The sequence below is a fragment of the Psychrobacter cibarius genome (genome assembly GCA_030686115.1).
Classification (GTDB): domain Bacteria; phylum Pseudomonadota; class Gammaproteobacteria; order Pseudomonadales; family Moraxellaceae; genus Psychrobacter; species Psychrobacter cibarius_C.
Genome location: CP131612.1, coordinates 430,878 through 447,630, shown reverse-complemented (window position 1 = coordinate 447,630; position 16,753 = coordinate 430,878). Strand labels below are relative to the sequence as shown.

The window sequence follows — 16,753 nt, the reverse complement described above, 5'->3', positions numbered from 1 at the left end:
TTATCCTTTTATTAAAAAAATAAAAACCGCCTAGCAAAAGCTAAGCGGTTTTTGTTATACAGCTCCCAAAAAGAGTCAGTTAAGACTTACTGATTTTTTTCGTAAACTGGTAACTCTTTGCAGATCGCTTCTACTTTACCGCGTACTTCAGTAGCGACGGCTTCATCACCGCGGCTATCTAATACATCACAAATCCAACCTGCCAAATCACCCGCTTGCGCTTCGTTGAAGCCACGAGTAGTGATTGCTGGCGTGCCGATACGGATGCCAGACGTCACGAACGGAGATTTTGGATCATTTGGTACGGCGTTTTTATTCACAGTAATATGCGCATCGCCAAGCCATTTGTCCGCTTCTTTACCCGTCATTTCTTGCTTAACTAGGCTGATCAGCATGAGATGGTTTTCAGTACCGCCAGAGATGATTTCATAGCCGCGGTCTTGAACCACTTTTGCCATCGCTTTAGCATTTTTAACCACTTGCTGCTGATAAGTAGAAAAGTTATCTTCTAACGCTTCTTTAAAGCAAACCGCTTTTGCCGCGATGACATGCATCAACGGGCCACCTTGGTTACCTGGGAATACGGCAGAATTGAGCTTTTTAGCAAGTACTTCATCACGCGCCAAAATCATGCCTGAACGTGGACCACGTAGGGTTTTGTGCGTAGTCGTTGTAACCACATCAGCGAAAGGTACTGGGTTTGGATAAACACCACCAGCAACTAGACCAGCAACGTGCGCCATATCTACTAGCAAATAAGCGCCAACTTCATCAGCGATTTCACGGAAACGTGCCCAATCGACTACCTGTGAATACGCTGAAAAACCAGCAATAATCATTTTAGGCTTATGCTCTTTTGCCAAACTTTCAACTTGATCATAATCGATAAGACCAGTGCCTTCGACCAAGCCGTACTGTACGGCATTGTAGTTCAGACCTGAAAAGTTAATGTGTGCGCCGTGAGTCAAGTGACCACCTGCGTCTAAGCTCATGCCTAGTACGGTGTCATTTGCTTCAAGTAACGCTAAAAATACGGCAGAGTTTGCTTGGCTACCAGAATGTGGCTGGACGTTGACGTACTCAGCACCGAACAACTCTTTTGCACGATCAATCGCCAATTGCTCTACAACGTCTACATGCTCACAACCACCATAATAACGCTTACCAGGATAGCCTTCAGCGTATTTGTTGGTTAGATCTGTGCCTTGCGCTTCCATCACTGCTTGCGAGCAGTAGTTTTCAGACGCAATCAATTCGATATGGTTTTCTTGACGAACGCTTTCTGCAGCCATCGCTTCTGCAAGTACTGGATCAAAATCTTTGATAGAAATATCTTTAAACATAGTGATGTCCTAGGTAGTGACTGTCATTGAAAAATGTCGTTGAAAAGAAGCTTATAGGCTGCCCACAATAAAACAATTACTGTGTCAACGTCGCTCAAAGTACCAGCGGTACTTTTACGCTCAGTTTTATGGTATGACCATTATTGTGAATTGAGTCTATTAGCAAAGATAAGTAGGAGTAAGCAGAGGCAATAGGCCTGTCATTAACTTGTCCAATTCGGCAATAAACTCGATACGCGTTGGCATCAAAATCATCGCTAAACATTAAGTGTAACATGAAAATTTGTACGGTGAGCGCAAAAAAACCTCACTGTAAGCTGAGTGAATTAAATGGTGATATAACACAGATAAATAGCCAATAAAATAAATGGTTTACCGCTATCATATTGCTCCTAGCCTGTTGTTGGTCAGCAGAGTAGTAGCGATATTTATCTATTGGCTGGCTACTTAACGGATATTTAACTGTCAGTAGCGACAAATGCTGGCAAGAAAGTTTCGCTGATCAGCAGCTGGCGACCATACCAATCATAACGTGTTTGCCGTTGCCAACCCTCACTTTTCTGCTGGATAAAACGCTGATTGGGCAAGGTCCGACTGCGTTTAAATAACACATAACCGATGGGTGTGCCTTTGAGCTGCTGTAGACGGCGGGCGTTACCTTTGAGACTGGGTAACGGAAAGATACTTTGCGCGGCCACCCACGGATGCTCGTCATTGCCATACAGTTGCGCCTCTCGCACCCATGCTAGCATGGGACGATTCAGCATGGCACCTGTGACATTCAATTGTTTTTTTTGTGCCAATGACAGCAATCGGTAGCCCTCAAAGCTACGCTCCACGCGTAAGGGCTGCCCTGCTTTCACTTCCAACACCGCCGTGAGAGAGCCTGCGACATTGAGCCACGAGAGTAGCTCACTAGGAGGAGACAAATGGGTAGGACAAAAAAATTGAGTACTGGACATAGTTAACGGCTAATAGTGACATAATAATAAAAAAGAAAGCGAGCGTTAGGCGTATTAAGCAAAGCCTATTGATTGGTATCAAAGGCTGGCATATTATCCGCATTAAAGGGCAATGCCTCAAACGCTTGCTGACGATACTGCGCCATATGCGCACGGTCTTGGGCGCAAAAATTGGCGATAGCTGGCACAAAACGTGGATCATAAATACGGTGGATAGAGTGTGTCGTCGTTGGAATAAAACCACGAACCAGCTTATGCTCCCCTTGCGTACCCGGATCAAAATACTTAAGCTCTTGCTCGATGGCAAACTCAATACCTTGATAATAACATAGCTCAAAGTGTAAGCTGTCGTACTCACCCAGTGCTCCCCAATAGCGACCATAAAGAGTGGCATTGGTACTATTGGGTTTATCATATAAAAACAAGCTACTGGCGATAATTTCTCCAGAGGCATCTAACGCTTGTGCGAGCATTAAGTGCTCAGACATAGTCGCTGCCAGTGCCATAAAAAAATCTATCGTCAAATAAGGCTGTTGTCCACGTATTGCATAGGTCATTACATAACAATGATAAAAGACTTTCCAGTCGTCCTCGGTAATATCATCGCCGCATTTACGTTGGCAGATGATGCCTTGCTCCGCAACTTTACGACGCTCAGCACGAATGGTTTTGCGTTTTTTGGCTTTTAGCGTTGCTAAGAATGCTTCAAAATCAGCAAACGGTTGGCAGTCTTGTAGCAAGTCTTTATTTTGCCATAAGAACTGACAGCCTTGACGTTCCAGTATAGGCATGTCAATTGCGGTTAACTCTAAACTATTATCTTGAGCGGCTAGCAAATGCGCTACATCAATATCAGTAGGCATAGATGCCGTGGCAATTGTAGCCAGCTCAGGCGTAATAAATAATCCATGCCAGCTTGAGGCGCCTACTTGCTGAGCAATATCATCGACGCCTGCGATAGCTGTCTTTATGATATCGGTGGTTAACGTCTCACCTTTTGCCAACCAAAGCCGCTGACCCGTAATCGGTGTATAGGGCACGCTGGTAACCAGCCTTGGATAATAATCCACACCATAACGCGCATAGGCTTCTGCCCATGAATGGTCAAACACAAACTCGCCGCGATGATGACCTTTGAGGAATACTGGCAACACCGCCACAGGATGCGCAGCTTCATTAATCGCAGAATGGTTTTCACTATGGTTTTCGCTATGATCAGCGTGGTCTATCGAGCTGTCGCTTTGACTATCTGCGACACGATGTACTAACACAAATAGCGGCAACCAGCCTGCCTGCTCACCAATCGCACCAGTGTCAGCTAACGCTTGCCAAAAAGCAAATGACATAAAAGGGGTATCGGGGGTTTGCCAGTCTGCTTGACTCTGCCAGCTGGTGTCATTGAGTAATGCATATTGTAAACTCATAATACTCACTATTTATTTTTATATGGGCGTAGTTTTTTATACCTTGTTTCGTATATGACTGGCCTAGCAAAATTCTACTCAAACTCTGTCACAATTATGCTCTCATAATTTTCAGATATTACGAATAAAATAGATAACAATGCGCTCTCGATAATAAAAGCTATCCCAGTAAAGTCATCTCTAAAAACATAGATGATTTGGTTTGTCAGCTCATTGCTGCAATGAGAGTAAGAATCACTTAGTCACGACTCATATCTATGATATGACTGGCAGTTTTTTGAATAATGATTGTATTATTCATCGTTTTATGACGAATATTAGCAGGCAGTGTTTGTATAGAAAGGATGAAATTTTTATCGATGACTGGTAGAATAAGGCTCTTAACAGCTTAATGTAATTAAGACATATTAGAAACAACCGAAAACACTACACTTAGTTCATTATGCGATATTGACATCGTATCAGATTTATAATCAGTTAACTATGATGTAGCGTCCGCACTCTATTTTTAAGTCATTCATATGAGCAGGTCGTTCAGACAAGACAGTCAAACTGCCGCTTAACGAAGAAAAATTCTAAGCAGACTCGATAGTTTCCAAGAAACTGTGTACAAAAAGCTCGCGACACATTATTTAGTATCGTTGCATGATCCATTATTACATCAGAGCTGTATGGAATTATTAACTTATATTTGAGCCTTATTATTAATTACAACTAAAAGGAATGCCCAACTAATGTCTAAAATTATTTATACAAAAACTGACGAAGCACCAGCGCTAGCAACCTTATCATTTTTGCCAATTGTAAAAGCTTTTACTCAAACAGCAGGCATCGAAGTTGAAACCAGCGATATCTCTGTTGCTGCCCGTGTGTTGGCTGAGTTTCCAGAGTACTTAACGGAAGAGCAGCGCGTTCCTGATAATCTGGCTGAGCTGGGTCGTCTGACTCAAGATCCAGATACCAATATCATTAAACTGCCTAATATCAGTGCTTCTGTTGGACAGCTAAAAGCTTGTATCAAAGAATTGCAAAGCAAAGGCTACGCTATCCCTGATTTTCCAGATGATCCTAAGACAGAAGAAGAAGAAGAGATCCGTAAGCGTTATGGCAAAAGCTTGGGCAGTTCTGTCAACCCAGTATTGCGTGAAGGCAACTCAGATCGCCGTGCACCAAAAGCGGTTAAAAACTATGCACGCAAGCATCCACACTCTATGGGTGAATGGAAGCAATGGTCACAGACCCACGTGTCGCACATGCACAGTGGCGATTTTTATGCTGGTGAGCAATCTATCACTTTGGATAAAGCACGTAGCGTACGTATGGAGCGCGTGGCTGAAGATGGCACTATTCATGTCTTCAAAACAGGCATTGCCTTGCTGGATAAAGAAGTCATCGACTTGATGTTTATGAGCAAAAAATCATTACTTGAGTTTTATGAGCGTGAAATGGAAGATTGCCGCGAAGCTGGTATCTTGTTTTCACTGCACGTAAAAGCCACGATGATGAAAGTATCGCATCCTATCGTGTTTGGTCATGCGGTCAAAACTTATTATAAAGATGCCTTTAATAAACATGGCGCTTTCTTTGACGAGCTAGGTATCAACGTCAACAACGGCATGGCAAGTTTATATGAAAAAATCGCTGAGCTACCTGCCAGTAAGCGTGAAGAAATCGAACGCGATTTACATGCTTGCCAAGTGCATCGTCCACGCCTAGCGATGGTTGATTCATCAAAAGGTATCACCAACTTCCATTCACCAAGTGATGTAATTGTTGATGCATCTATGCCTGCGATGATTCGTTCAGGCGGTAAAATGTGGGGCGCTGATGGCAAAATGTATGACTGTAAAGCGGTCATGCCTGAATCTACCTTTGCTCGCATCTATCAAGAAATGATTAACTTCTGTAAATGGCATGGCAATTTTGACCCAACGACGATGGGTACGGTCCCTAACGTTGGTTTGATGGCACAAAAAGCCGAAGAGTATGGCTCGCATGACAAGACTTTTGAGGCGAGTGGTTCAGGATTGGCTCGTATTGTCGATGAAGATACTGATGAGGTATTGCTTGAGCAGCAGGTTGAAAACGGTGATATTTGGCGCATGTGTCAGGTTAAAGATGAGCCTATCCAAGATTGGGTAAAACTTGCGGTACGCCGTGCCCGTGAATCAGATACACCAGTTATTTTTTGGCTAGACCCTTATCGCCCACATGAGAACGAGCTGATCAAAAAAGTTCAAACTTACTTAAAAGATCATGATACTACAGGCCTGCATATTGAAATCATGTCACAGGTTCGTGCGATGCGTTATACGCTAGAGCGCGTTGCCCGTGGTCTGGATACTATCTCTGCGACTGGTAATATTTTACGTGATTACTTGACTGACTTGTTCCCAATTTTAGAATTAGGAACCAGTGCAAAAATGCTGTCAGTCGTACCATTAATGAAAGGCGGCGGTTTGTTTGAAACGGGCGCTGGTGGTTCTGCACCTAAGCACGTTCAACAGCTACTAGAAGAGAACCATTTACGTTGGGATTCATTGGGTGAGTTCTTAGCTTTGACCGTGTCTTTGGAGCATTTGGCCAGTCACGATAACAATGCTAAAGCGCAAATCTTGGCGGATACGCTAGATACGGCGACAGAAAAACTGTTGTTAAACAACAAAGGTCCTTCACGTAAAACAGGTGAAATCGATAACCGTGGTAGTCATTTCTATCTGGCGATGTACTGGGCACAAGAGCTTGCGGCACAAGATAAAGATGCTGATCTAAAAGCAAAATTTGCACCGCTGGCAGAAAAACTTGAGAGCAACGAAGCTGCTATCGTCAAGGAGCTAAATGAAGCTCAAGGCAAGCCTGTAGACTTGAAAGGTTACTACTTGGCAGACGAAGCATTGGCTGAACAAGCGATGCGTCCAAGCACGCTATTCAATGCAGCAATCGCCTCATTGTAATTGAGTCATGTGCTAATACAGCAAACAATTGGGCTTAATTTTCTTTACTTATAAAGACTTTTGAACCCAGTTAGGTAAAATAAAAACACCGCTTAGGTCTCAGACTTAAGCGGTGTTTTTTATGCTTGAACATAAGATAGTACGTTTAAAACGTTACTTTTAAAATATAGTCAGAGCACTTTTAAACCGCTACGGTGTTACCCACCCTAGATGTACTCAGTGTACTATCTGCGGTCGGTCGCCTTGTAGCGATTCTAAAATTCCTTGACTATATCACTTATAAACAGCAAAAAAATGTCAATAAAAAAACCACCTACATAACTGTAGATGGCTTTATAATATTTATATGTTCAGCGATACTTTTGTGAATATTGATATTTTTATTGATACTATAAAATTCTGATAACTGCTGACTCAGCTCTATATACTTTTTAAACATCCATGTGCTTGATAACCGCTTTACCAAACTCAGAAGTACTGAGCAAGATAGCATCTGGCATGAGGCGCTCAAAGTCATAAGTGACCGTTTTATTAGCAATAGCACCTTGGATACCACTGATAATGAGATCAGCGGCTTCTGTCCAGCCCATGTCTCGTAACATCATCTCAGCTGATAAAATTAATGAGCCAGGATTTACTTTATTCTGACCCGCATATTTAGGTGCTGTGCCATGAGTTGCCTCATAAACTGCAATTGCGCCGCCTTTGTTAGCGCCCGGTGCGATACCAATACCGCCCACCTCGGCTGCTAGGGCATCTGAGATATAATCACCGTTTAAGTTTAGCGTCGCAACGACTGAATAATCCGCAGGACGCATCAAGATTTGCTGCAAAAAGGCATCAGCAATAACATCCTTGATAATAATATCATTGCCTGTTTTTGGATTTTTCATTGTCATCCAAGGACCACCATCTAATAATTCTGCATCAAAGCGTTCTGCGGCCAGCTCATAGCCCCATTCCTTAAATGCGCCTTCGGTATACTTCATAATATTGCCTTTGTGCACTAAAGTCACACTGGGCAAATCATTATCGATAGCATGTTGAATGGCTTTACGCACCAGACGCTGCGAGCCTTCTTTCGATACTGGCTTGATGCCGATACCGCAATCATCATCGAAGCGGATCTTCGTGACGCCCATCTCTTCTTTTAAAAATTTGATGATTTTCTTAGCGTCTTCACTGCCTGCTTTCCATTCGATACCTGCATAGATATCTTCTGAATTTTCACGGAAAATGACCATATCTGTCAGCTCAGGATGCTGAACAGGACTTGGTACACCTTCAAACCAACGAACTGGGCGCTGACATACATAGAGGTCAAGCTCTTGACGTACCGCTACATTCAATGAGCGAAAGCCACCGCCAACTGGCGTGGTCAATGGGCCTTTGATACTGATAACATAGTCTTTTAAAATCTCTAGCGTCTCGCTTGGCAGATAGTCACCATCATATATTTTAGCGGCTTTTTCGCCGAGATAAGCCTCCATCCAAATGATGGACTGTTTGCCATGATAAGCTTTCTCCACTGCCGCATTGACCACTTTTATCATGACAGGCGTGATATCGATCCCGATGCCATCGCCTTCAACGAACGGGATAATAGGATGATTGGGTACATTTAGCGACAGATCAGCATTTACGGTAATTTTTTCGCCGTCTCTTGGGACGATAACCTTCTCATAAGACATGGATAAAACTCCTTGGTTGTATGTTAGATATCGCAAGCATCCTTAGCACTCTGTTATGCTAGCCACTCTATTATGATTATTTATACCGCTTTAAACGCGGATTGGCCAAACTAAAAACTTTGAGCAATAAGTAAGTTGCGATATGCTGATAAATGATTTAAAAAATGAATAAGTAAAATAGTGATGCACTGAATAATCATTTATTGACTTAACGATTTATTGACTTAACGATACTGTAAAAATCCCTTTAGTAAAATAGCATCCACACAGACTGTTATAATAACGCGCAAAATAACAAAGATACTTTATATAAAATCAACAAATTTGCAGCTTATAGCGTTGATTTAAAAAAATAACGTTTTATTAGGGTGTATCCTCGTTTTAAAAATGGTGAATTGAGGACACGCTCTAACCTCACAATACGCACAAAATAATAATTCAAATTTAGGAAATCCCAAACCATGTCGACCTCTAGTCTGATTTTATTCAACAAACCTTATGGGGTGCAAAGTCAGTTTCGTGATGACAGCAACAATGATCACACCACCCTATCACAGTATTTTACCGATAAATCTTTACGGATTGCTGGTAGGCTTGATGCCACCTCAGAGGGTTTGCTGATTTTAACGAGTGATGGTCGAGTCAATAAAGCCATTACCCAGCCACCTTCTGCTACTAATTTTGCAAAAAACCGTCATAAGCAGGGCAAAACTTACTTGGTGCAAGTTGAAGGCACAGCAACGCCAGCGCAGTTGAATGAGCTTGCCTCTGGCGTACATTTAAAAGATGGCAAGACACTACCGGCGACGGCTCTCATGGTAGAAGAGGCAAACTTACCCATTGATTTATGGCAACGTGAGCCGCCTATTCGTGAGCGTAAGAATGTACCGACTTCGTGGCTCATGCTGACAATTTATGAAGGTAAAAATCGCCAAGTCAGACGTATGACAGCACAGGTTGGACTGCCTTGCCTGCGTTTGATACGCTGGTCAGTGGCAGGGTTTGAATTGGGTGATTTAGCCGTTGGTGAGTTTGTGCGAATTCATCTCACTAGCGAACGCTGTCAGCAATTAGGCATTCTCGATTAATTATTACTACCAATCTACTGGTATCTCATTGCTGATTGCTCGTGACTGGCATCTACTTATTAAGACATATCCACATTTCTATCAGTTTTTTAGATAAGAATACGTCTTAATCATTGGCTTTGATATCCATTAAAACCAATTACGACTTGCTAAACATCGCGTCTCGAACGAGCAAGGTTTATTTGCTAAGCTTCAGAACACTATTATTTAGGTATCATAAGTCTCATCCACTTATCATTTGGTTTTTTATTATAGGGATATGTTATGTTTGTTTCTCGTCGTTGGATCTTGTTGGCCACTAGCGTTTCTACAGCGCTTATACTGAGCGCCTGTCAGCCGACAAAAGACAACGATGACACAGATCCTAATACAGCGACCCCACCTGTGAGTGATATCGTTGATGCTCTAAATGACGTTGACGCTGATAACGACCTAGTAGGTGGCGAAAACAGCGCGGACGAGAGTCAAATGACTGACATACTCAGAGACTATACAAGGTCGATGACTAGAATGCATGATGAGATGATGATCGGTATGGGTTATAACGATCCTGATACAGCCTTTGCTAAAGCGATGCTTGGCCACCACCGCGGTGCCGTAGAAATGGCAAAAATTCAGCTGAAATATGGTACTGACGAAGAGATGCGTCAATTGGCACAAGAGATTATCGCCGCTCAGCAAGTTGAAATCGATATTTTGAATAAATGGCTTGCTAGCCACCCTGATACAGCCAAACCTAAACCCAATACTGAAGCGATGCAGCAAGCGTATGCCAGAAGCATGGATGTCTTAAATGGCGAGATGGTATTGGGTATCGCCGATCCTGTGCCTGACATGGCATTTGCACGTGGTATGCTACCGCATCACATTGGCGCGGTAGAGATGGCAAACATTCAGCTGAAATATGGCACTGACGAAGAGATGCGTCAATTGGCACAAGATATCATCGATGGTCAGCAGACTGAGATTGAGCATATGCAACAATGGATTGCAGATGCTAATACCGATAACAAGGTTGAAGAGACACAGGGCACAAGTGAAGCGGATAATCATCAGCAATCTGAGCAAGCTGCTTCTTAGGTGCTGAATTATTAAACGCTGACCTAGCTGTTAATTTTTAACAAACCTTAAAAGACTGCCAGTCATTACACAAAGCCCCTGCCAAATAATATTATTTAGCAGGGGCTTTTATTTTTAACCAATTATTGAACAGAATAGTGAGAAAAAGTACATTCACATTAATACATTTAGCAATGTATTTAACTTTGATAACGCTCTATAGCGTTAAGCCATACTTGCCAGCCTGCATCGCCTGGAGAAGAGTTATCACTGACTCCTGCCGATTGATTTGCTTTTGTTAAGTGCAAGCTCACTTTATGCGGAGATGCTTTGTCAATGGCTTCATCAGCCGCTTTAGGCAGCACATTAACACGCATCAACTCATCACGGCGAAACAGATGACACTCAATATCACGCTCCACATTACTTAGCAACGCCAATTGTTTACTGTCAGCTTTGATACCGTCAAGCGCCACAATGACATCGTTCGCTGAAATACCTGCACTAGCAGCGACACTAGCACGTGTCACGCGATTAACTTTGAGTCCAGCAGGTGTTTCAGTACAGCGCATGCCCCAAGGCACATGCTTGTCAGCCGTCTCTTTGGTATTGCTATGCATGCTAATGCCTTTTGCCGCCAGCAGCGCTTCAATTGGCAACTCTTCAACACCATTGACATAACGATACTCAAAGTCTTCCCAATCCTCTATGGGCATGAACTGCCCAATGACTGAACCCATATCAGCACTATTGATGCCAATGCGTTTATTGTCGTTTTGCTTTGCTTGAGTATAAAAAGCCTTGACCACATCAAACAGACGATAGCGACCATTGCTCTTTTGGAGCAGTGTTAAATCCAAGCATAACGCCACCAGTGCACCTTTGTTGTAATAACTGATACCAGCATTGCCTGTATTTTCATCGTTACGGTATAGCTTAATCCACGCATCAAAGCTTGACTCTGCAACGCTTTGATACGCGCGACCCGCGGTTTGATAGTAACGATTAATTTGCTCAGCCAGTAGCTTGAGATAGCTTGGCTTATCAATCACGCCCGACGCTTGCAACATAAAGTCATCGATATACGAAGTAAAGCCCTCAAATACCCATAGCAGTGGTGTAAATGCCTCGTGGCGCAAATCGACATCCAACATAACATCTGGGCGTACCGTTTTGACCCACCACGAATGAAAATACTCATGGCTGCATAAGCCCAAAAATCGCTGATAATCGGCGCTTGGTATTTTTGGCTCATCAAGAGTTGGTAAGTCTCGGCGCGGCGTAATGAGACTGGTCGAATTGATATGCTCAAGCCCACCATAATCCTGACCACTGGCAAAGGTCATAAACGTATAATCATTAAATGGCGCATCACCCAACCAATCTAAATAGCACTGACAGATCTGAGTGACATCCTGCTGTAGCCTGCCCATATTGGCACTGTGCTTACCTGAGAGATAAAAACGATGATGTAGCGTCTGATGCGTACTGTCTTGAATAATAAAGTCAAACTTATCTTGCTCTGCAATCTCAAACGGGTAATCAATAAGGTCGTGATAACTGCCTGCTTGTAGTCCATAGCTATGCTGCCCATCAAGACGTAGATGAGTAGACTCTAACCCACATGCCAATAGTAGCCGACTCTCGTCTTTACCTGCTAAAAATGCTGCTGGCACTGCTAAACTGACTTGTACAGCTCGATGCTCCTGCCCTTCTACAGCCAATGCCAGTGAGGTGAAATTCCCATACAAACGTTGCTGATCGACATAGGCAGTACGTACCGATAAATCATAGCAGTACACTTCATAGTGGACATTGATGGCTTGCCCTGCCTTAGCTTTTGGTAATTGCCACGTGTTTTTATCTATTTTGTGCGCGCGATAAGTCTCGTGAGTATCGTCATCCATGATTTGGCTGTCTAACACCTGATAATGCACCGCGGTAATGTTGCGCGCAAACTCACGCATCAGATAACTGCCTGGTATCCACGCTGGCATCCAAAGTTGAGATGCATCATTTACTGCCGTAAAATTGAGTGACACATCAACCAAGTGCTCAGAAAAACGCTCGAAATTGAGTCGATAATTGATATCAGTTTTTGCTTTATGGTGATTATTGATTGTATTAGCATCTGATAGCTGATTGCGTGAATCATTGGCAAATGAAGTCATTGTCTTTTTATCCTTATTTATATCATTATGGTAAAAGCCATTGTCCAAAAACGCAACTGGCAAACCCCGAATATCCATTTACGGTCTTCAAACCACAAAAAACTGTGTTTATTTTCATAAAAAACGACATTTATCAGTATAAAATAGCATTTTTTATTGTTTTTACCTTGAAAGTTATATGAGCCATCTCAATTAAAGATGCTAACTGCTAAAGTTACTTTAATAAACTGATGATAATTGACTAATGACGTGGCTATTTGGCTTGCTGATTGGATTTTTTAGGTTTATTGCAACCGTATTTAATTTTTTACATAGATATATTTAGGATAACTTATGACTATTATTGCAAAAGACACTGCCGTCAAATTCAATTACACACTAAAAGACGACGAAGGCAACATTCTTGACCAATCACCAGAAGGTCAACCACTTGCGTATTTGCATGGCCACAGCAACATCATTCCAGGCCTTGAGCAACAGCTAGAAGGTAAATCTGCTGGCGAACAAGTCAATGCTGTTGTTGAACCTGCTGATGGCTACGGCGAATATCAAGAGCAAGCGGTACAACATGTACCACGTGATAACTTCCAAGGCGTTGAAGATATCCAGCCGGGTATGCAGTTTCAGTCAGAAGCTGGCGGACAAGTAATGCTAGTTACCGTTACTGAAGTAAATGACAAAGAAGTGACCGTTGATGCAAACCATCCATTGGCTGGTAAGCGTTTGACGTTTGATGTTGAAATCCAAGAAGTACGTGCAGCAACCGAAGACGAATTAAACCATGGTCATGTCCATGGCGCTGGTGGCGTTGAGCACTAATCTCTTCTAGAGTATAGTGAAATGTTAAATGGTAGTCTTTATTAAGACTACCATTTGGTCAAAAAAGGTCAGTGGCTTTGTCTACTGACCTTTTTTTATGGCTATTATTTATCACAATCACCTTTTTAAAATATGAACCTCTTAGGCGTACATTAAGCAACCTGACAGGCTTACAAACTATTCACTGCTACTGAGTTACCTATTAACACCTATTAGCTAGTTAGTCGTGTTTCTCAATTAATATATAGCAGACGTAACAAAGCCGCATAACGACAAGCGTTATGCGGCTTTTATCACTAACCATCCATGTTATCGTTATATGATACCTAATCCCGGAGTATCCTATAACTGACAGGCATCCAGCCTTATCATCCTTAATCAGCAAACCACCTATCCCTGATGCGACCTTTGAGATACCAATCCCTAGTATCAATGAACCGTTTCGTTCAATCGTGCCGTACAGTTATAATCGCAGATTGCCTCATGGTTAGTAAGAGGTATAAACGTCAATCCATGTAAGCATATGCTTACATGGATTTTAATCACAGCCTTTTTGGCTGACAATATTGACGGTTTATAGCTTCTCTTCAGGGCTTAGCAAGGCTTTAGGTTCAGCGCTCAGCATAATATAGGCCGCTTCATTGATGAAGGCTTCGTCTTCCGGTAGCTCTGGGCGCTCCTTGGCTTTCATGCGACTGCGCTCTTCAAATTTTGCATCCATTGCTGCTTGATAGGTGTTCCAATTTGCATAAGGGCGCTCACCCGTTGCAATAAGACGTTTATTTTCAGCCTCTAGTGAACGCTTTTCAATCAATTGCATCTTAGCTCGGCGGCTATTGATATCAAGTGGAATTGGTTTTTTCTCATCTTCCATATCGCGAATGTTGTTTAGCGCTGATAGATAAACAAACTGTGGGTTTTGCTCTTGACGAATTTTAGACTGCTGGTTAAGTGTCGCCAGCGTCGTGTCAGTGAACTTACCTTCAGGCTTGTAAGGCGCCGTTTTGATGGTATCCCAAGGCAACGCTTTTTTCTGCGCACGTTCGCCAAAAGTGGCATCATCGTAGATATTGACCAACTCTACGTCAGGTACCACACCTTTATTCTGCGTACTACCACCAGTGATGCGATAGAATTTGCGCTGCGTTAAAGTGGCTGAACCCAATGCCAAATTATCGAGTTGAATCTGCGCTGAACCTTTACCCGTTGTCGTACTGCCAACCACTAGCCCACGACCGTAATCTTGGATAGCCGCGGCAAATATCTCACTGGCTGAGGCAGACGCTAGGTTGGTAATAACGACCACTTTGCCATCATAAAGTTGCTCACCGCCATCATCGTCACGGTAGACTTGGATGTTGCCGCGATTGTCACGGATTTGCACCATCGGCCCGCTCTTGATAAAGAAGCCAAGCATTTTTGCTACTTCATCCAATGAACCACCTGGATTATTGCGCAAATCAACCACGAGGCCATCAATATTTTCTTTATTCAACGCTTTCAATGCTTTTTCGGTATCGATACTGACACTGCGATAATCCTCACCGTTACGGCGTGCCTGATAATTCAGATAAAAGCTTGGTATCTCAAGGACGCCGATGCGTTTTGGCGTTTTATCAATATTAGGGCGCTGTACTTCTACCACGCGCTGGTTAACCCCTGACTCTTCTTGTTGAATAATATCACGCACCACCGTCACATTACGGGCACTAGCATCAGGAGTATTTGGCTGACGCACTTTGATGGTCACTGACGTGCCACGTTTACCGCGAATCAAGCTCACAATCTCACGCGTTGACCAGCCAACCACGTCTGTCATGTTCTCGCCATCTTTGGCAATACCGATAATCAAATCATTGGGTTTAATCTGACCAGATTTGGCTGCTGGACCACCATCGACCAAGGTCACGATGCGAGTATAATCTGGGTTTTTACGATCAGGACGAATAGAGACGCCAATGCCTTCTAATTGCAAGCTAGATTGGATTTGTAATTCGTTGGCCTGAATCGGTGCGTAATAATTACTGTGCGGATCGTAAGTCAGCATCGCCGTATTTAAGATGGTTTCCATGATTTCATCGTTTGTGAGACGCTTAAACTGCTCTTGCTGTCGCGATAAACGATTTTGTAAAATCTCGCTTGGTGTACGTTGGTCGTTGCGCACCAAATCTTGCCCACGAGTAATATCTGGATTGCTTAGGAATACTTTTTCTTTGGCTTTTTCATCTTCTTGACCCAAGGTAATACTCATCAGCTGAAACTTAAGCTGACGCGTCCAATAATCACGCTGCTCTTTTTTGGTTTTAAAATGATTGAGTTTTTCACGGTCGAGCACGATCGTATCATCACTCGTCAAATCAATATCGGTTTTTAGCATCTTGCTCGCCATCGCAAAATACTCATTTGAGCGTTTGCGATAGCGTTCAAAGACCTCTACTCCTGCAGACAAGTCGCCACGCTTGAGGCGAGCACCAAATTCATCGGCGTATTTTTTCTTAAACTCATCCACATCAGACTGCAAAAACAACGTATGGTTTGGGTCAAGGCTATCGATATACATAGACAAGATTTCGCTGCCCGTTTTGCTATCTAGCGGCTGATTCAAATAGTGGCTACGATCCAGCAATGCGGCTACTTGGCGAGTGGTGACTTTTTGTTCAGGGTTTTGTACAAAGCCTTCAGTATTGGTGTCGGCCATTGCCGTCCCGTAGCTCTGGGTGAGAATAATACCGGCGATGCCCACTGACGCTGCACTGAGTAACCACTGTGCTGGTTGTTTTTTCATCATATATACCTAGTTATTTTACGTTAATAATATTATTTGTTTTATAAAAATCAAAAGTGACTGAATCAATCGCCGCCTATAAATGCTTTATCTTTAAGTCACGAAATACTTATCTACCATTATCAATCGAATATGTATTCAATGATAGTTTCTAAAATCTAAAACGATACTTTCTAAAATGCTACTTTCTGAATAATTATGGTCACTAAATGCCATTGCTGTTTGCTAATATATTGTTAAAAATCACTCAATATTATCATGCACATAGATATCCAACTGTCTCAAACTGTATAAGCAATCTTACACGCTACGCCTGCACATACCAAACTTTCTATGACATTTATTGTTCATCATTATTTGGGTCATTTATTGACGATTCAATGCCCACTCGCGAATTGATTTGAGTCTATTCATCTGCCACATTATGCTCATCTGATAATAACTGTCATAATAAAGC

10 protein-coding genes are annotated in these 16,753 nt (G+C 42.7%); 4 read left to right on the top strand and 6 right to left on the bottom strand.

The features are described from left to right. Window positions 1-86 precede the first annotated feature (86 nt). The 3 genes from glyA to Q6344_01875 all read right to left on the bottom strand — a co-directional run bounded on the left by glyA (window position 87) and on the right by Q6344_01875 (window position 3,729). Complete coding sequence (gene glyA, locus Q6344_01885; protein ID WLG14132.1) at window positions 87-1,343, bottom strand: serine hydroxymethyltransferase; 1,257 nt, start codon at window positions 1,341-1,343, stop codon at window positions 87-89. Window positions 1,344-1,801: 458 nt separating this feature from the next. Next, window positions 1,802-2,305 (bottom strand): chorismate lyase, encoded by a 504-nt coding sequence (locus tag Q6344_01880; GenBank protein ID WLG14131.1) that lies wholly within the window; start codon window positions 2,303-2,305, stop codon window positions 1,802-1,804. Window positions 2,306-2,370: 65 nt separating this feature from the next. Continuing rightward, entirely contained in the window at window positions 2,371-3,729 is a 1,359-nt protein-coding gene (locus Q6344_01875) for a GNAT family N-acetyltransferase (protein WLG14130.1), read from the bottom strand. Window positions 3,730-4,463: 734 nt separating this feature from the next. Here Q6344_01875 and Q6344_01870 point away from each other — a divergent pair. Beyond that, window positions 4,464-6,683: an NADP-dependent isocitrate dehydrogenase gene (locus tag Q6344_01870; GenBank protein WLG14129.1), complete on the top strand. Its 2,220-nt coding sequence runs from the start codon at window positions 4,464-4,466 to the stop codon at window positions 6,681-6,683. A 431-nt stretch (window positions 6,684-7,114) separates the two neighbouring features. Here Q6344_01870 and icd read toward each other — a convergent pair whose 3' ends face one another. Further along, window positions 7,115-8,374, bottom strand: a complete 1,260-nt coding sequence (gene icd / locus Q6344_01865) for an NADP-dependent isocitrate dehydrogenase (protein WLG14128.1) — start codon at window positions 8,372-8,374, stop codon at window positions 7,115-7,117. Window positions 8,375-8,835: 461 nt separating this feature from the next. On the opposite strand from icd, the gene Q6344_01860 reads away from it, so the two are divergent. Both Q6344_01860 and Q6344_01855 read left to right on the top strand, forming a co-directional pair. After that, window positions 8,836-9,462: a pseudouridine synthase gene (locus tag Q6344_01860; GenBank protein WLG14127.1), complete on the top strand. Its 627-nt coding sequence runs from the start codon at window positions 8,836-8,838 to the stop codon at window positions 9,460-9,462. Between the two features lie 264 nt (window positions 9,463-9,726). After that, on the top strand, window positions 9,727-10,542 hold the full coding sequence (locus Q6344_01855) for a DUF305 domain-containing protein (GenBank protein WLG14126.1): 816 nt from the start codon (window positions 9,727-9,729) through the stop codon (window positions 10,540-10,542). A 179-nt stretch (window positions 10,543-10,721) separates the two neighbouring features. On the opposite strand, the gene Q6344_01850 is transcribed toward Q6344_01855, so the two are convergent. Beyond that, window positions 10,722-12,692: a M61 family peptidase gene (locus Q6344_01850; protein ID WLG14125.1), complete on the bottom strand. Its 1,971-nt coding sequence runs from the start codon at window positions 12,690-12,692 to the stop codon at window positions 10,722-10,724. A gap of 333 nt (window positions 12,693-13,025) precedes the next feature. On the opposite strand from Q6344_01850, the gene Q6344_01845 reads away from it, so the two are divergent. Then, window positions 13,026-13,511: a peptidylprolyl isomerase gene (locus tag Q6344_01845; GenBank protein WLG14124.1), complete on the top strand. Its 486-nt coding sequence runs from the start codon at window positions 13,026-13,028 to the stop codon at window positions 13,509-13,511. Window positions 13,512-14,085: 574 nt separating this feature from the next. Here Q6344_01845 and Q6344_01840 read toward each other — a convergent pair. Then, window positions 14,086-16,296, bottom strand: a complete 2,211-nt coding sequence (locus Q6344_01840) for a carboxy terminal-processing peptidase (protein WLG14123.1) — start codon at window positions 16,294-16,296, stop codon at window positions 14,086-14,088. Window positions 16,297-16,753: the final 457 nt, after the last annotated feature.

What these genes read in the sequence shown, in the direction of transcription:
- glyA (WLG14132.1), bottom strand. Translation starts at nt 1,343, where the DNA reads ATGTTTAAAGATATTTCTATCAAAGATTTTGATCCAGTACTTGCAGAA.
- Q6344_01880 (WLG14131.1), bottom strand. Translation starts at nt 2,305, where the DNA reads ATGTCCAGTACTCAATTTTTTTGTCCTACCCATTTGTCTCCTCCTAGT.
- Q6344_01875 (WLG14130.1), bottom strand. Translation starts at nt 3,729, where the DNA reads ATGAGTTTACAATATGCATTACTCAATGACACCAGCTGGCAGAGTCAA.
- Q6344_01870 (WLG14129.1), top strand. Translation starts at nt 4,464, where the DNA reads ATGTCTAAAATTATTTATACAAAAACTGACGAAGCACCAGCGCTAGCA.
- icd (WLG14128.1), bottom strand. Translation starts at nt 8,374, where the DNA reads ATGTCTTATGAGAAGGTTATCGTCCCAAGAGACGGCGAAAAAATTACC.
- Q6344_01860 (WLG14127.1), top strand. Translation starts at nt 8,836, where the DNA reads ATGTCGACCTCTAGTCTGATTTTATTCAACAAACCTTATGGGGTGCAA.
- Q6344_01855 (WLG14126.1), top strand. Translation starts at nt 9,727, where the DNA reads ATGTTTGTTTCTCGTCGTTGGATCTTGTTGGCCACTAGCGTTTCTACA.
- Q6344_01850 (WLG14125.1), bottom strand. Translation starts at nt 12,692, where the DNA reads ATGACTTCATTTGCCAATGATTCACGCAATCAGCTATCAGATGCTAAT.
- Q6344_01845 (WLG14124.1), top strand. Translation starts at nt 13,026, where the DNA reads ATGACTATTATTGCAAAAGACACTGCCGTCAAATTCAATTACACACTA.
- Q6344_01840 (WLG14123.1), bottom strand. Translation starts at nt 16,296, where the DNA reads ATGAAAAAACAACCAGCACAGTGGTTACTCAGTGCAGCGTCAGTGGGC.